Source organism: Polynucleobacter campilacus, from assembly GCF_002206625.1.
Lineage (GTDB): Bacteria > Pseudomonadota > Gammaproteobacteria > Burkholderiales > Burkholderiaceae > Polynucleobacter > Polynucleobacter campilacus.
Window position 1 is genome coordinate 675,172 of record NZ_NGUP01000003.1, and the last position, 16,214, is coordinate 691,385.

General features: G+C 45.9%; 15 protein-coding genes. All 15 read left to right on the forward strand.

Translation table 11 applies throughout. The features are described 5' to 3' along the window. The first annotated feature begins 11 nt into the window (after positions 1-11). The 15 genes from CBI31_RS06950 to hisD all read left to right on the forward strand — a co-directional run bounded on the left by CBI31_RS06950 (position 12) and on the right by hisD (position 16,204). Positions 12-716, forward strand: a complete 705-nt coding sequence (locus CBI31_RS06950; RefSeq protein ID WP_088525640.1) for a transposase — start codon at positions 12-14, stop codon at positions 714-716. Positions 717-900: 184 nt separating this feature from the next. Next, positions 901-5,646, forward strand: a complete 4,746-nt coding sequence (locus CBI31_RS06955) for a glutamate synthase-related protein (RefSeq protein ID WP_088525641.1) — start codon at positions 901-903, stop codon at positions 5,644-5,646. Between the two features lie 39 nt (positions 5,647-5,685). Further along, positions 5,686-7,149: a glutamate synthase subunit beta gene (locus CBI31_RS06960; protein WP_088525642.1), complete on the forward strand. Its 1,464-nt coding sequence runs from the start codon at positions 5,686-5,688 to the stop codon at positions 7,147-7,149. Between the two features lie 10 nt (positions 7,150-7,159). Then, positions 7,160-8,011 (forward strand): ABC transporter ATP-binding protein, encoded by an 852-nt coding sequence (locus CBI31_RS06965; protein WP_088525643.1) that lies wholly within the window; start codon positions 7,160-7,162, stop codon positions 8,009-8,011. Continuing rightward, positions 8,011-8,808, forward strand: a complete 798-nt coding sequence (gene mlaE, locus CBI31_RS06970; RefSeq protein ID WP_088525644.1) for a lipid asymmetry maintenance ABC transporter permease subunit MlaE — start codon at positions 8,011-8,013, stop codon at positions 8,806-8,808. Before CBI31_RS06965 ends, mlaE begins: the two co-directional genes overlap by 1 nt. A gap of 21 nt (positions 8,809-8,829) precedes the next feature. Next, the gene (gene mlaD / locus CBI31_RS06975; protein ID WP_088525645.1) at positions 8,830-9,312 is read left to right on the forward strand and encodes an outer membrane lipid asymmetry maintenance protein MlaD; all 483 of its coding nucleotides are present in this window, start codon (positions 8,830-8,832) and stop codon (positions 9,310-9,312) included. Next, entirely contained in the window at positions 9,312-10,070 is a 759-nt protein-coding gene (locus CBI31_RS06980; RefSeq protein WP_088525646.1) for an MlaA family lipoprotein, read from the forward strand. Before mlaD ends, CBI31_RS06980 begins: the two co-directional genes overlap by 1 nt. Before the next feature lie 62 nt (positions 10,071-10,132). Next, positions 10,133-10,774: an MlaC/ttg2D family ABC transporter substrate-binding protein gene (locus tag CBI31_RS06985; protein WP_088525647.1), complete on the forward strand. Its 642-nt coding sequence runs from the start codon at positions 10,133-10,135 to the stop codon at positions 10,772-10,774. A gap of 18 nt (positions 10,775-10,792) precedes the next feature. After that, complete coding sequence (locus tag CBI31_RS06990) at positions 10,793-11,050, forward strand: STAS domain-containing protein (protein ID WP_088525648.1); 258 nt, start codon at positions 10,793-10,795, stop codon at positions 11,048-11,050. A gap of 4 nt (positions 11,051-11,054) precedes the next feature. Beyond that, positions 11,055-11,807, forward strand: a complete 753-nt coding sequence (locus CBI31_RS06995; protein ID WP_088525649.1) for an ABC transporter ATP-binding protein — start codon at positions 11,055-11,057, stop codon at positions 11,805-11,807. Beyond that, positions 11,804-12,592: an ABC transporter permease gene (locus CBI31_RS07000; protein WP_088525650.1), complete on the forward strand. Its 789-nt coding sequence runs from the start codon at positions 11,804-11,806 to the stop codon at positions 12,590-12,592. Before CBI31_RS06995 ends, CBI31_RS07000 begins: the two co-directional genes overlap by 4 nt. 35 nt (positions 12,593-12,627) lie before the next feature. Continuing rightward, positions 12,628-12,876 carry a BolA family protein gene (locus CBI31_RS07005; RefSeq protein WP_088525651.1) on the forward strand — a complete coding sequence of 83 codons (249 nt, stop codon included), beginning with the start codon at positions 12,628-12,630 and terminating at the stop codon, positions 12,874-12,876. Positions 12,877-12,935: 59 nt separating this feature from the next. Next, positions 12,936-14,210 carry a UDP-N-acetylglucosamine 1-carboxyvinyltransferase gene (gene murA, locus CBI31_RS07010; RefSeq protein WP_088525652.1) on the forward strand — a complete coding sequence of 425 codons (1,275 nt, stop codon included), beginning with the start codon at positions 12,936-12,938 and terminating at the stop codon, positions 14,208-14,210. A 20-nt stretch (positions 14,211-14,230) separates the two neighbouring features. Next, on the forward strand, positions 14,231-14,857 hold the full coding sequence (gene hisG, locus CBI31_RS07015) for an ATP phosphoribosyltransferase (protein ID WP_088525653.1): 627 nt from the start codon (positions 14,231-14,233) through the stop codon (positions 14,855-14,857). A gap of 24 nt (positions 14,858-14,881) precedes the next feature. Beyond that, on the forward strand, positions 14,882-16,204 hold the full coding sequence (gene hisD, locus CBI31_RS07020; protein ID WP_088525654.1) for a histidinol dehydrogenase: 1,323 nt from the start codon (positions 14,882-14,884) through the stop codon (positions 16,202-16,204). Positions 16,205-16,214 lie beyond the last annotated feature (10 nt).

The window sequence follows — 16,214 nt, forward strand, 5'->3', positions numbered from 1 at the left end:
TCGCTTTCAACATGGCTCGGCAAGCGCGTACTGTAATCCCTGGCCAAGCAATGCATGTCATGGTTCGTGGCAATAATCGAGAAACTCTTTTCTTTAGCCCTGAAGATCGCCGTATTTATTTAGATTGGTTGCGAGAAGCTGCCAGCCAATTTGGCTGTGCAGTTCATGCGTTTGCATTAATGCCCAATCATGTGCATTTATTGATGACGCCACAAACCAAAGACTCGCTCGCTAAAACAATGCAATCTTTAGGTAGGCGTTATGCCCAATACTTCAATCAACAGCATCATCGTTCTGGAACGATTTGGGAAGGACGTTATCGCTCCTCCTTAATTGACCCAGACTATTTTTTACGTTGCCAACGCTATATTGAACTCAATCCGGTAAGGGCTGGGCATGAGTCAAGCCCCCAAGATTCCAGTTGGACTAGCTTTGCCTCACATATTGGAGGAAAGACAGAGCCTTGGTTGGCTGACCACCAGTACTTTTGGAAGTTAGGCAATACGCCTTTTGAAAGGCAAATGAACTGGGCGAACTTCGTAAAAGACGGCGCGCCTCACTGGGAGGATCAGCAAATCACCGAATCCTTACTTCGATCCAAGCCTTGGGTTAGTGATATTTATGCAAATAAAGTATTTAAGGATGTTCCAGAGGTGACTCAAATACGGGATCGTGGCCGCCCTAGAAAAATTAAGCTAATAAATTCAGTAACTTAGAGATTTCCTGGTATTCGGTGGTAGTTGTACGCCTTTCACTCTGTCCCCTTTTTAATAACTCATTGTGGTGCATGCTATAAATAAATGGGACAGACTCATTTTATTTCTGTTGCATCGGTATGGGTATTCACCTATATTTGATCCTCCAAAAGTTATCGGGCCATTGTCGCCCCTCGGAAATACTATGACTACACAATTGAATACTGATCTTCGCCCAATCGCTCAAGGTCTATATGACCCCCGTAATGAGCATGATGCCTGTGGCGTAGGATTTGTTGCGCACATCAAGGGTAAGAAATCTCACGAAATCGTTGCTCAAGGCCTCAAGATTCTTGAGAACCTAGATCACCGGGGCGCGGTTGGTGCCGATCCTTTAATGGGCGACGGCGCTGGCATCTTGATTCAGATTCCAGATACTTTGTATCGCGAAGAAATGGCCAAGCAAGGTGTCACATTGCCGCCATTAGGCGAGTACGGTGTTGGCATGATTTTCTTGCCAAAAGAGCAGGCATCACGTTTAGCTTGTGAGCAAGAGCTAGAGCGCACCGTGCGTTTAGAGGGTCAAGTTGTTTTAGGTTGGAGAGATGTGCCGGTAGATGTGAAGTTACCGATGTCCCAAACAGTGCAAATGACAGAGCCATTCATTCGTCAAATTTTTATTGGCCGTGGTCGTGACATCATGACAACGGATGCGCTTGAGCGCAAGTTATATGTGATACGTAAAACTGCGAGTCATGCAATTCAGGATTTACATTTGAAGCACGGCAAGGAATATTTTGTTGCTTCCATGTCTGCACGAACGATTGTTTATAAGGGTTTACTGTTGGCCAATCAAGTGGGCGCGTATTACCAGGACTTGCAAGATCAACGCACCATCTCAGCACTTGCATTAGTGCACCAACGCTTCTCTACAAACACTTTCCCTGCCTGGGAATTGGCTCATCCATACCGCATGATTGCGCATAACGGCGAGATTAATACCGTTAAAGGTAACGTCAATTGGGTTAACGCACGCGAGGGCGCTATCACTTCTCCAGTGCTGGGCGATGATTTGCAAAAATTATGGCCACTAATTTATCCAGGCCAGTCAGACACTGCATGTTTTGATAACTGCTTAGAGTTATTGGTGATGTCCGGCTACCCATTAGCGCAAGCCATGATGATGATGATTCCTGAGGCATGGGAGCAGCACACATTGATGGATGAAAACCGCCGCGCTTTCTATGAATACCATGCAGCCATGATGGAGCCATGGGATGGTCCAGCTGCAATGGCATTTACTGACGGCCGTCAAATTGGTGCAACTTTGGATCGTAATGGTTTGCGTCCAGCGCGTTATTACGTCACGGATGATGACTTAGTCATCATGGGTTCCGAAGCTGGAGTATTACCAGTTCCGGAAAGCAAGATTATTCAAAAATGGCGCTTGCAACCTGGCAAGATGTTCATGATTGACATGGAACAAGGCCGCATCATTGATGACGTTGAGCTCAAGAACGCTGTTTCTAAAGCTAAGCCATACAAGAGTTGGATCGATGCAGTAAGGGTAAAGCTCGATGAAATTGACGCAAGTAAGGCTGACTTGCTCGATGAAAAAATGACCATTCGACCAATGGCTAAATTATTAGACCGCCAACAAGCATTTGGTTATACCCAAGAAGATCTCAAGTACCTCATGGCTCCCATGGCTATGAATGGTGAAGAGGCAATTGGTTCAATGGGCAACGATAGCCCATTAGCGGTTCTTTCTAACAAGAACAAGCCTTTGTATAACTATTTCAAGCAGCTGTTTGCACAAGTTACGAATCCCCCGATTGATTCTATTCGCGAGAATATGGTGATGTCATTGGTGTCATTTATTGGGCCAAAGCCTAACTTATTAGATACCAACAATATCAATCCACCAATGCGCTTAGAAGTTAGTCAACCAATTTTGGATTTTGATGACATCACGAAGATTCGTCATATTGGTCACTACACTAACGGTAAGTTCAGCTCTTATGAGTTGGATGTTTGCTATCCGGCTGTATGGGGCAAAGCTGGTATCGAAGCGCGCCTAGCATCGTTATGCGCTGAAGCAGCTGATGCCGTACGTTCTGGCTACAACATTCTGATTGTTAGCGATCGTCAAATTGACGAGAAGCATGTTGCGATTCCAGCCTTATTGGCCACCTCTGCAATTCACCAGCATTTAGTACAAAAAGGTTTGCGTACTAGCGTAGGCCTTGTGGTTGAGACAGGTAGCGCTCGTGAAACGCATCACTTTGCACTCTTGGCTGGCTATGGCGCTGAAGCAGTTCATCCATATCTGGCGATGGAAACCTTGACAGAGATGGCTAAAGGCTTATCGGGTGATTTGTCTGGCGAAAAAGCAGTTAAGAACTACATCAAAGCAGTTGGTAAGGGCTTGCAAAAGGTGATGTCCAAGATGGGCATCTCTACCTATATGTCCTATACCGGCTCACAGATTTTTGAAGCGATTGGTTTGAACCCTGAAATCATCAATCAATATTTCAAGGGCACCCCATCAAACGTTGGTGGTATCGGCGTATTTGAAGTGGCTGAAGAAGCGCTGCGCATGCACACTTCTGCCTTTAGTAATGATCCAGTATTAACTAATATGCTAGATGCTGGTGGTGAATACGCTTTCCGTATCCGTGGTGAAGATCACATGTGGACACCAGATACGATAGCAAAGTTGCAGCATTCCACTCGTATTGGTGCAGAGAAGGGTTATCAGACGTATAAAGAGTACGCCAATATCATCAATGACCAAACCAAACGTCAAATGACACTGCGCGGTCTGTTTGAATTTAAGATCGATCCTGCTAAAGCTATTCCATTAGAAGAGGTCGAATCTGCTAAAGAAATCGTGAAACGTTTTGCAACGGGCGCGATGTCTTTGGGTTCAATTTCTACTGAAGCGCATGCCACTTTGGCAATTGCGATGAATCGTATTGGTGGAAAGTCCAATACTGGGGAAGGCGGTGAGGATCCTAACCGCTACATTAATGAGCTCAAAGGCATCCCAATCAAGAAGGGTGAAACGCTTGCTAGCGTATTGGGTAGCGACGTTGTGGAAGCCAATATTCCATTGCTCGATGGCGATTCATTGCGCTCCAAAATTAAACAGGTTGCTTCTGGTCGTTTTGGTGTAACCACTGAGTACTTGCGCTCTGCAGATCAAATTCAGATCAAGATGGCGCAAGGTGCTAAGCCGGGTGAAGGCGGTCAATTGCCAGGGGGCAAAGTTTCTGACTACATTGGTAAGCTGCGCTTCTCCGTGCCAGGTGTTGGCTTGATTTCTCCACCTCCACACCATGACATTTACTCAATTGAAGATATTGCCCAGTTGATTCATGACTTGAAGAACGTCAACCCAAAAGCAGATGTTTCTGTGAAGTTGGTATCTGAAGTTGGTGTTGGTACAGTTGCAGCTGGTGTTGCTAAAGCAAAAGCGGATCACGTAGTGATTGCTGGACATGATGGCGGTACTGGCGCTTCACCACTATCTTCCATTAAGCATGCTGGTTCGCCATGGGAGCTCGGTTTAGCAGAAACTCAGCAAACCTTGGTTCTCAATGGTTTACGCAGCCGTATTCGTGTTCAGGCTGATGGCCAAATGAAGACTGGTCGTGATGTTGTGATCGGTGCATTGCTAGGCGCAGATGAGTTTGGTTTTGCCACAGCGCCATTAGTAGTTGAAGGCTGCATCATGATGCGTAAGTGCCATTTAAATACTTGCCCAGTAGGTGTTGCTACTCAAGATCCAGAGTTGCGTAAGAAGTTTTCGGGCAAGCCAGAGCATGTTGTGAACTTCTTCTTCTTTATTGCAGAGGAAGCTCGCGAGATCATGGCGCAATTGGGCATTCGTAAGTTTGATGACTTGATTGGCCGCGTTGATTTATTGGATACTCGCAAGGGTATTGATAACTGGAAAGTACATGGCTTAGATTTCAGTAAGATCTTTGCTGAGCCACAGGTAGCAAGTGATGTTCCACGCTATCAAGTACTCACGCAAGATCATGGCCTAGCAAGTGCTTTGGACAATATCTTGATTGAGAAGAGTGAGCCTGCTTTAGAGCGTGGTGAGAAAGTTTCATTTATTGTTCCAGTGAAGAACGTAAACCGTACTGTTGGTGCAATGCTTTCAGGTGAAATTGCACAGCGCTATGGCCATGCTGGTTTGCCTGATGACACTATTCATATTCAATTAAATGGTACGGCTGGCCAGAGCTTTGCAGCTTTCTTGGCTCACGGCATCACTTTAGATTTAGTTGGTGATGGCAATGACTATGTTGGTAAAGGCTTGTCTGGTGGGCGTGTGATTGTTCGTGCACCACATGAGTTCCGTGGTGATACAGCTCAAAACATCATTGTTGGCAATACCGTTTTGTACGGTGCTATTGCTGGCGAAGCCTTCTTTAATGGCGTTGCTGGTGAGCGATTTGCAGTGCGTAATTCTGGAGCCACTACGGTTGTTGAGGGTACTGGCGACCATGGTTGTGAATATATGACTGGTGGAACTGTGGCGGTGCTTGGTGCTACTGGCCGTAACTTTGCTGCCGGTATGAGCGGTGGTATTGCTTATGTTTACGACGAAGATGGCCTATTCGCTAAGCGCTGTAATACCAGTATGGCAACCTTAGAAAAAGTGTTGCCTGCAGCAGAGCAAATTGCCAAGATGCCTCAGTCTGAATGGCATGCCCCAGTTGACGTGAAGGATGGCGGCGAGCGTTTAACTGATGAGCAAATTTTGAAGAGCTTAATTGAGCGTCACTTCCGCCATACAGGCTCAGAGCGGGCTAAATCACTCTTGGCAGATTGGGAAAATTCCCGTAGTCATTTTGTGAAGGTTCTTCCAACTGAGTACAAGCGTGCTCTAGGTGAGTTATGGGACAAAGCACAAAACAAAACTGTCGCTGCTTAATTAATATAGACGTTAAGAAAAAGATACTAAGGATTAGATATGGGCAAGGTTACTGGATTCATGGAGTTTGAACGCGTCGCTGAAACATATGAAGCGCCTACCAAACGTCTCCACCATTACAAAGAGTTTGTTATTGCTTTAACTGATGATGAGGCTAAGACTGAGGGTGCGCGTTGTATGGATTGCGGTATTCCGTTCTGCAATAACGGATGCCCTGTAAACAATATTATTCCGGATTTCAACGATTTAGTCTTTCATAACGATTGGAAGAATGCCTTAGATGTTTTGCAGTCAACCAATAACTTCCCTGAATTTACGGGTCGCATTTGTCCTGCGCCTTGCGAGGCTGCCTGCACTTTAGGAATCAATCGTGCTCCTGTTGGCATTAAGTCTATCGAGCACGCCATTATTGATAAGGGCTGGGAAAATGGTTGGGTTAAGCCTCAACCATCTAAAACGAAGACTGGCAAAAAAGTAGCCGTTGTTGGCGGCGGTCCTGCTGGTATGGCTGCGGCTCAGCAATTAGCGCGTGTGGGTCATGACGTCACCGTATTTGAAAAGAATGATCGCGTTGGTGGATTGCTACGTTACGGAATTCCTGATTTCAAAATGGAAAAATGGTTGATTGATCGTCGTGTAGAGCAGATGCAGGCTGAAGGTGTGAAATTTGAAACAGGCGTTTTTGTTGGCAAAGAAGCCATGGGCACTGAAGTCAAGAATTACTCTACAAAGACTGTTTCGCCAGAGCAGTTGATGAAAGATTTTGATGCAGTGGTGATTAGTGGTGGCGCAGAGCAACCACGTGACTTGCCAGTGCCTGGCCGTGAGTTGGCTGGTGTGCACTATGCATTGGATTTTTTAATTCCACAAAACAAAGAGAATGCTGGCGACTTCAAAAATGAAATTCGCGCTACTGATAAACATGTTGTAGTCATTGGTGGTGGCGATACTGGTTCTGATTGCGTTGGAACTTCTAACCGTCATGGCGCAAAGCAAATTACTCAGTTTGAATTGCTCCCTCAGCCTCCTGAAGTTGAGAATAAACCTTTGGTATGGCCTTATTGGCCAACAAAGTTACGTACATCTTCATCTCACGAGGAAGGTTGTGAGCGTGACTGGTCGGTAGGAACAAAGCGTTTTGAAGGTAAAAATGGCAAGGTAGAAAAACTCATTGGCGTTCGTTTGGAGTGGAAAGACGGCAAGATGACTGAAGTTCCAAACTCTGAATTTGAGATCAAAGCAGATTTAGTACTTTTAGCCATGGGATTTGTATCCCCAGCGCAGCAGGTACTCAATGCTTTTGGTGTTGAGAAAGATGCCCGTGGCAATGCCAAGGCTACTGTAGATGGCCAAAATGCCTATCAAACCAACGTTCCCAAGCTGTTTGCAGCTGGTGATATGCGTCGTGGTCAGTCTTTAGTTGTTTGGGCAATCCGTGAGGGTCGCCAATGTGCTCAGGCAGTAGATGAGTATTTGATGGGGTCATCTGTTTTACCCCGATAATATCGGGGATATGAACAGTGTCGACTCAACCTCTTTGGACGCAAGCAATCAAGCTCTAGGCGAAGTTATCGTTTCTATTAAGAACGTAGACTTTTCCTATGCTCCAGGCGAGCGGCAGATTTTGTCTGGGCTCAATATGGATTTTCGTCGTGGTCAAGTAGTCGCAGTGATGGGTGGATCAGGCTGCGGTAAAACTACTATTCTGCGTTTAATTGGCGGTCAATTTACTGCTCAATCTGGCCAAGTGCTGTTTGAAGGCAAAGACATTGGCAAGATGACTAGCAATCAACTGATGGCTGCACGTCGTCGTATGGGCATGCTGTTTCAGTTCGGCGCATTGTTCACGGATTTAAGTGTCTTTGAGAATGTTGCTTTCCCATTGCGCGAGCACACTGATTTAAGCGAAGAGCTTTTGCGTTCTTTAGTATTGATGAAGTTAAATGCAGTGGGCTTGCGAGGCGCACGTGATTTAATGCCATCGCAAATTTCTGGTGGAATGGCAAGGCGCGTTGCGCTCGCTAGAGCAATTGCTCTAGATCCTCCACTCATCATGTACGACGAGCCTTTTGCTGGCCTAGACCCAATCTCTTTAGGCATTACTGCGCGATTGATACGGGATCTGAATAACGCCCTAGGAGCCACGAGTTTATTGGTTACGCACGATGTTGAGGAAACTTTTGAAATCGCTGATTATGTGTATTTCATTGCCAAGGGCCGTATTGGTGCACAAGGTACGCCTGATGAATTAAGTCGCTCTACAGATCCGTTTGTTAGACAGTTTTTAGATGCAGCTCCTGATGGTCCTGTACCTTTCCATTACCCGGGTCAAAGCTTGGCAGAAGATTTTGGAGTCAGCATTTAATGACCACACTTCATAAACTTCTAGATTTATTCGGAGACCTTGGATTTTTTGTTCGCCGCAACTTGAGTAGTCTTGGGCTAGCTGCGCGAATGTTTCTTGCTGTGATTTTACGTTCGGGGTTCTTGTTCAAAAGACCTCGTTTAGTCATCGATCAAATTCTCTTCGTTGGCAACCACTCTTTTGTCATCATTGCAGTGTCAGGTTTATTTGTTGGATTCGTGTTGGGCTTACAGGGCTACTACACCTTAAATCGCTACGGCTCAGAACAGGCATTGGGTTTATTGGTCGCACTCTCTTTGACGCGTGAATTGGGCCCAGTCATTACCGCCCTGTTATTTGCTGGCCGAGCCGGCACTTCATTGACTGCAGAAATTGGGTTGATGAAAGCTGGTGAACAGTTAAGCGCAATGGAAATGATGGCTGTGGATCCATTGGGCCGTGTGATTGCCCCACGATTATGGGCCGGCATTATTTCTATGCCAATTTTGGCAACCATCTTTACGGCAGTAGGCGTCATGGGCGGTTATTTTGTTGGCGTCCCACTGATTGGTGTTGATTCTGGTGCATTTTGGTCTCAAATGCAGGGTGGCGTTGATCTCTTTTCAGATATCGGTAACGGCCTAATTAAAAGTGTGGTCTTTGGCGTGGCAGTGACGTTTATTGCCCTTTATCAAGGTTATGAAGCTAAACCTACGCCTGAGGGCGTATCGCAAGCTACCACTCGGACGGTGGTGATTTCTTCTTTATCGGTTTTAGCATTGGATTTCCTGCTAACCGCAATGATGTTCTCGAACTAGAAAGAATAAACTGGGGCTCTTATGAGAAAAAGTGCAATTGATATTTGGGTAGGAGTCTTTGTTGCCATTGGTTTGCTGGCAGCTTTATTTCTGGCATTAAAGGTTGGCAATATGAACGCAGTGTCATTTGCCCCGACTTATAAAATTGCTGCCCGCTTCGATAATATCGGCGGTTTAAAGCCGCGCGCACCTGTAAAGAGTGCCGGTGTAGTCGTTGGCCGCATTGCTAGTATTTCTTTTGACGATAAAACCTATCAAGCAACTGTTGTGATGACGATTGAAGACTCTTACAAGTTTCCAAAGGATTCATCCGCTAAGATTTTGACTTCAGGTTTATTAGGTGAGCAATACATCGGTCTTGAGGCTGGCGGCTCCGATGATTTTTTGGCTGATGGTGGAAAAATTACCCAGACTCAATCAGCGATTGTTTTAGAAAATCTCATTAGCCAATTCCTTTATAACAAAGCAGCCGATAGCGGTCAGGACAAGGGCGCAGCAAAATAATGCTGTCAGCTGTTAAGTTCATAAGCAAAGCTAGACAATGTGCCTTGCTTTGTATCGTCTGTGCCTTGGTAGGCTGCGCCTCTATACCAGCAGGAGTTGAGCGCTCACCCCAGGATCCTTGGGAACCCTTCAACCGTTCGGTCTTTGAATTTAACGAAGGACTAGATGCCTATGTCTTAAAGCCGGTAGTGGCTGGTTACCGTTTTGTGTTACCTGAATTTGTACGCGATGGAGTTTATAACTTCTTTAGTAACTACAGCGATATTTACACAGCAATCTATAACTTATTGCAAGGTAAGCCGGGTGATGCATTCAATGACTTCATGAGGGTAGTCGTCAATACCACTATGGGATTGGGTGGGCTCTTGGATCTGGCAACGCCTGGCGGCCTTGAAAAGCATAAAGAAGACTGGGGTCAGACCTTAGGTGTTTGGGGTGTACCTGCAGGCCCATACGTGGTATTGCCATTCTTTGGGCCCAGTAATGTACGAGATACATTCGGTACGGCTGCTGACTTACAGTCTGATTACCTGTTTAGATTGTTGCCCGATGTAGCCTTACGAAACAGCATTACAGGTTTACGAGTAATTAATGCTCGCAATACCTACTACGAAGCTGGTGACTTATTGGATGGGGCCGCAATTGATAAGTACAGCTTCATGCGAGATGCCTATATTCAGCGTCGTCAGTATCAGATTAACGAGGGTCGTGATGATGAAGAGTCAACGCCACCTGTTTACCAGAATCCTTACGAATAAGTAGTTTGCTTAAGGGGCTAAAATGGGCCTCAATCTAGATAAAGATAGCGAGATCATTGGATATGAATAGTTACAAAAGAATCACTCAGTATTTAGTGGCATGTTTGCTACTGATCTCTAGCGCGGTATTTGCGCAAGCTCCTGACCAAGCTACAGCTCCTGATGCACTTATTAAGATGGTGGTATCTGATGTTATGGCCTCTGTAAAGTCAGATCCAGATATTCAAAAAGGCAATATTCCAAAGATTGTTGATTTGGTTGAGAAGAAAATTGTTCCCTATACCGATATGCGACGCACTACCGAAATGGCAATGGGACCCAATTGGAAGAAAGCCACTCCTGAACAGCAAAATCAATTGGTGCTGGAGTTCAAAAACTTATTGATTCGGACATATTCTGGTGCTCTTAGTCAGCTGCGTGATCAGACGGTGCAATTTAAGGCACTGCGTGCTGCCCCAGATGACAAAGAAGTTGTTGTTAAAACCGTCGTTCTTGGTCGTGGAGACCCGGTGCCATTAGATTACCGTCTCGAGAAAACAGACAAGGGCTGGAAAGTCTACGATATGAACATCATGGGCGTTTGGTTAGTTGAGGCGTATCGCAATCAATTCTCAAATCAGATTAGTCAAAATGGAATTGATGGTCTAGTGAAGTTCTTGCAAGACCGCAATAAGCAGCTGGCTAATGCTAAACCAGCAAATTAATAACCTAGATATTTGACGATGACCTTTTCTTTGCCCAAGACAGTTACGCAGGCAAATGCTCTGCAGCTTGAAAAAGAAGGCTCGTTAAATCTAGCTGACTTAAGAGTTATTGACTGCTCTTCGCTAAAAGATTTTGATTCAACAGTGTTAACCGTTCTATTGGAGTGGCAAAAAAGACTCCAAGTTGAGGGTCATTCCCTTTCTGTAGAGCATGCTCCAGAAAAGTTAAAAGTACTAGCTAGTGTTTATGGTGTATCTGCATTGCTAGGTTTGTAATCGCATGCAAGCTGCAATTTCAATTCAAAATATATCTAAGCATTACGGGGCACTTCAGGCTCTAGATGATATTTGTTTGACTATTGAGCCTGGTGAATTTTTTGGCTTACTTGGCCCTAATGGCGCTGGCAAAACTACCCTCATTTCTATCTTGGCTGGCTTGGTTACCCCAAGCAAAGGTCATGCAGCAATTATGGGTGCCGATGTGCAAAAGACATTTCGTGAAGCGCGTCGTATGTTGGGGGTTGTGCCTCAAGAGTTAGTCTTTGATCCTTTTTTCACTGTTCGTGAAACCTTACGTTTTCAATCGGGCTACTTTGGCATTCGAAATAATGATGCATGGGTTGACGAGATCATGGCTAACCTTGATCTCACATCTAAAGCAGATAGCAATATGCGATCTTTATCTGGTGGTATGAAGCGCCGAGTATTGGTTGCTCAAGCTTTGGTGCATAGGCCTCCAGTCATTATTTTGGATGAGCCCACTGCTGGCGTAGACGTAGAGTTACGCCAGTCTTTATGGCAGTTTATTAGCCGCTTGAATCAAGATGGCCATACGATTGTCTTGACGACGCATTACTTGGAAGAGGCCGAAGCCTTATGTCAGCGCATTGCTATGCTCAAGCAAGGCAAGATTGTTGCTTTAGATACCACCGCCAATCTTTTGGCTCGTCATGGTTCGGTCAAAAAAGATGGCGAAGGTAAGACGGATTTAGAAGAGGTGTTTGTCAACATCATGTCCGGAGACAATTCATGAAGCATGGACTGAGTAGGCCACCCTTAGAGTACGGTAGTGGTTTCCCAACATTGTTGCGTAAAGAAGTATTACGTTTTTACAAGGTGGGGTTTCAGACCGTAGCTGCCCCAGTATTAACAGCTGTTTTGTATCTCATGATTTTTGGTCACGTTCTTGAAGGTAGAGAAGTCTATGGCCGTTTAAGTTACACGGCGTTCTTGATACCGGGGTTAGTCATGATGAGCGTTTTGCAAAATGCTTTTGCAAATACCTCCTCATCTTTAATCCAGTCCAAGGTCACGGGCAATTTAGTCTTTGTTTTGCTTGCCCCCTTGAGCCATTTTGAATTCTATGCAGCCTATATTTTGGCGGCCGTGTTTCGTGGTGTAGTAGTGGGCTTCGGCGTCTTGTTAATCACCTCTTGGTACGGCTTGCCTGCAATAGATTACCCACTGTGGATTTTAACTTTTGCATTCTTTGGCGCCGCTATTTTAGGAAGCTTGGGTTTGATTGCGGGCATCTGGGCCGATAAATACGATCAACTTGCTGCCTTTCAGAACTTTGTCATTATGCCGGCCACCATGTTGTCGGGTGTTTTCTACTCGATCCATTCGCTGCCACCAGCATGGCAAGTGGTGTCACATTTCAACCCATTTTTTTATATGATTGATGGCTTCCGCTATGGCTTCTTTGGAGTTTCTGATATTTCCCCATGGAATAGTTTGGCAATCGTGGTTTGTTTCTTTATTGTGGTTTCCGTGATCGCTTTGCGCTTGTTACAAAAGGGCTATAAGCTGCGCCATTAAGTATTTATATCATTGTGTTTTATTAGGAGAGGTTTATGTTTCCAACCCCAGAACAAATTGAGGGCTATATCAAGCAGGGCATTACCTGTACCCACATCCAAGTAGAAGGCGATGGTCAGCATTTTTATGCAACGATTGTGAGCCCCGACTTTGAAGGCAAGCGTTTAGTACAACGCCATCAATTGGTCTATGGCGCAATGGGTGATCGGATGAAAGCAGAAGTACATGCTTTATCAATTAAGGCATTTACGCCTCAAGAGTTCGCTCAAAACCCTGCAGCTTAAAAATACTCACTAGCTATCACTACTAACAGCACTGCAAAAGTCTTTACTGGAATCGTTTCATGGATAAATTAAGAATGGTTGGCGGCACTCCTCTTAAAGGTGAGGTAGTCATCGCAGGAGCCAAAAATGCAGCCTTGCCAATTCTTTGCGCATGCTTACTGACGGATCAACCGGTGGTATTGCGCAATGTTCCAGATTTGCAGGATGTGCGCACAATGCTCAAGCTCTTGCAAGAAATCGGTGTCACCGTTCATTTTCCGGATACAAGTGATCGTAGTCATTTAGTGCTGAGTGCGGCAGTGATTAAGAGTTCAGAAGCAACGTACGAGATGGTGAAAACCATGCGCGCCTCTATTTTAGTTTTGGGACCACTACTAGCCAGAATGCATAGCGCTAAGGTCTCATTGCCTGGTGGTTGCGCTATTGGCGCCCGCCCTGTAGATCAACACATTAAGGGCCTCAAGGCCATGGGCGCAAGTATCAAGATCAAGAGCGGCTATATCCAAGCTGAAACAAAGTCGCCAACCGATCGCCTTAAAGGCGCATCGATTGTGACTGACATGATCACGGTCACAGGCACCGAAAATTTACTAATGGCAGCCACCTTAGCATCAGGCACGACTATTCTAGAAAATGCTGCTCGCGAACCAGAGGTTGGCGATCTTGCTGAGTTATTGGTAAAGATGGGTGCAAAAATTTCTGGCATTGGTAGCGATCGTTTGGTTATCGAAGGTGTTGAAAAACTTCACGGCGCTGAGCATGCAGTAATACCTGATCGTATTGAGGCGGGCACCTTCTTGTGCGCAGTTGCTGCTGCTGGCGGTGAAGTACTTGTGAAGCATTGTCGACCCGATACTTTAGATGCGGTGATAGCCAAATTAAAAGAAGCTGGTCTACAAATGGAAGTGGGTCCAGATTGGATTAAGGCCTCCATGCAGACTCGCCCAAAGGCAGTAAGTTTTCGCACTTCTGAGTACCCAGCTTTTCCGACGGATATGCAGGCCCAATTGATGGCAGTCAATGCGGTAGCGGGCGGTAGTTCAACAATTACTGAAACGATCTTTGAGAATCGTTTTATGCACGTCCAAGAGTTAAATCGCTTGGGTGCTGATATCGCAATCGAAGGAAATACTGCCATTGCGCAGGGTGTTGAAAAACTCTCAGGCGCCATCGTGATGGCTACGGATTTACGCGCCTCTGCTAGTTTGGTCATTGCTGGCTTGGCAGCTCAAGGTGAAACCCAGGTTGACCGGATCTACCATTTAGATCGAGGCTATGACCGCATGGAGCATAAATTGACGCTTTTAGGCGCAAAGATTGAGCGCATAAAGTAAGCCTGATGGATAATTAGTCCATGAAATTGACTTTAGCCCTCTCCAAAGGGCGCATCTTCGAAGAAACTGCAGAGATCTTATCCAAGATCGGTATTGTGCCGAAGGAAGATCCTGAAAAGTCACGCAAACTCATTATTGAGACCTCAAATCCGGATGTGCGCTTAATTATTGTGCGCGCCTCGGACGTCCCTACCTATGTGCAATTTGGTGGTGCTGATTTCGGCGTAGCGGGTTTAGATGTGCTCATGGAAAAAGGGACTGATGGTCTTTATGTTCCCTATGATCTCAATATTGCTAAGTGCCGTATGTCGGTTGCAGTGCGTGAAGGCTTTGACTATGCGGCAGCAGTTAAACAAGGCTCTCGTTTAAAAGTTGCTACAAAGTACGTTAATTGCGCACGTGAGCACTTTGCTAACAAGGGCGTACACATCGATACGATCCATCTCTATGGCTCTATGGAGTTAGCGCCACTGGTAGGCTTGGCTGATGCGATTGTGGATTTGGTTTCTACTGGCAATACGCTAAAGGCGAATGGTTTAGTTGAAGTTGAGCCGATTGCTGATATCAGTGCGCGCCTAGTAGTGAACCAAGCTTCATACAAGCGGAAGCGTGCTCAGCTGCAACCAATTTTTGAGTTGCTGAAGTAAAGCGCAACCTTACTTCTTACTCAAATGTCTGCACAGATCATAATCAAGCGCCTCAAGAGTCAGGATGCGGGTTTCAAAGAAATCCTACTCTCTAGCCTTTCATTGCCTATGGCTGATGATGACGCGATTGAGGCTACTGTTGCCAAGATTCTCTTAGCGGTCAAGGAAAAGGGTGATGAAGCAGTCTTGGGATTCACCAAACAATTTGACCGTTTAAATGTCGCTAGCGTTTCTGATTTGGAAATTCCCCAAAAAGATTTAGAGCAAGCTTACAAATCTCTATCCGATGTACAAAAGAGCGCATTAGACATCGCCGCACAACGCGTTCGTGCGTATCACGAGAAGCAAAAGATTGAAGCGGGCTGCCACTCTTGGGAATATGAAGAGGCAGACGGTACGCGCTTAGGTCAAAAAGTGACACCACTAGATCGCGTTGGAATTTATGTGCCTGGTGGTAAGGCTGCTTATCCATCTTCTGTGCTCATGAATGCCATCCCTGCTAAGGTGGCTGGTGTTGAGCAAGTCATCATGGTTGTACCAACTCCAGATGGTGCACGTAACCCACTAGTTTTGGCTGCGGCCTACTTAGCTGGTGTGGATCGCGTCTTTACGATCGGCGGTTCACAAGCAGTTGGCGCCCTAGCTTATGGAACGAAGACCATTCCATCGGTAGATAAGATTGTTGGCCCGGGTAATGCTTATGTGGCTGCTGCTAAGCGCAGGGTATTTGGCATTGTCGGCATTGACATGATTGCGGGCCCATCTGAAATCTTGGTACTGTGTGATGGCACAAGTAACCCCGACTGGGTTGCCATGGACCTGTTTTCTCAAGCGGAGCACGATGAGCAGGCTCAATCGATTTTGCTTTGTCCTGATGCTGCATTTATCGAGCAAGTGCAAGCCAGTATTAATAAGCTACTACCTGAGATGCTAAGAGCTAAAGTCATTGAAGCATCTTTGACTAATCGCGCCTTATTGATCCAGGTGAAAGATATGAGTGAAGCCTGCGAGATCGCTAATGCGATCGCTGCAGAGCACTTAGAGATTTGCGCCGCTGATCCACGCAAGTGGGCAGAGAAAATTCGTCATGCCGGCGCGATCTTCATGGGCAACTACACAAGTGAGTCCCTTGGGGACTACTGTGCTGGACCGAACCACGTTTTGCCAACGGCCCGCACTGCACGTTTCTCATCACCATTGGGCGTGTATGACTTTATTAAGCGTTCGAGCATGATTGAAGTAAGTGAAGCTGGCGCACAAATCCTAGGTGCAGTAGCAAGTACGCTTGCACACGGTGAGGGCTTACAAGCCCATGCACGCGCCGCTGAAATGCGCTTGAAGAAATAATTCAGAAGTA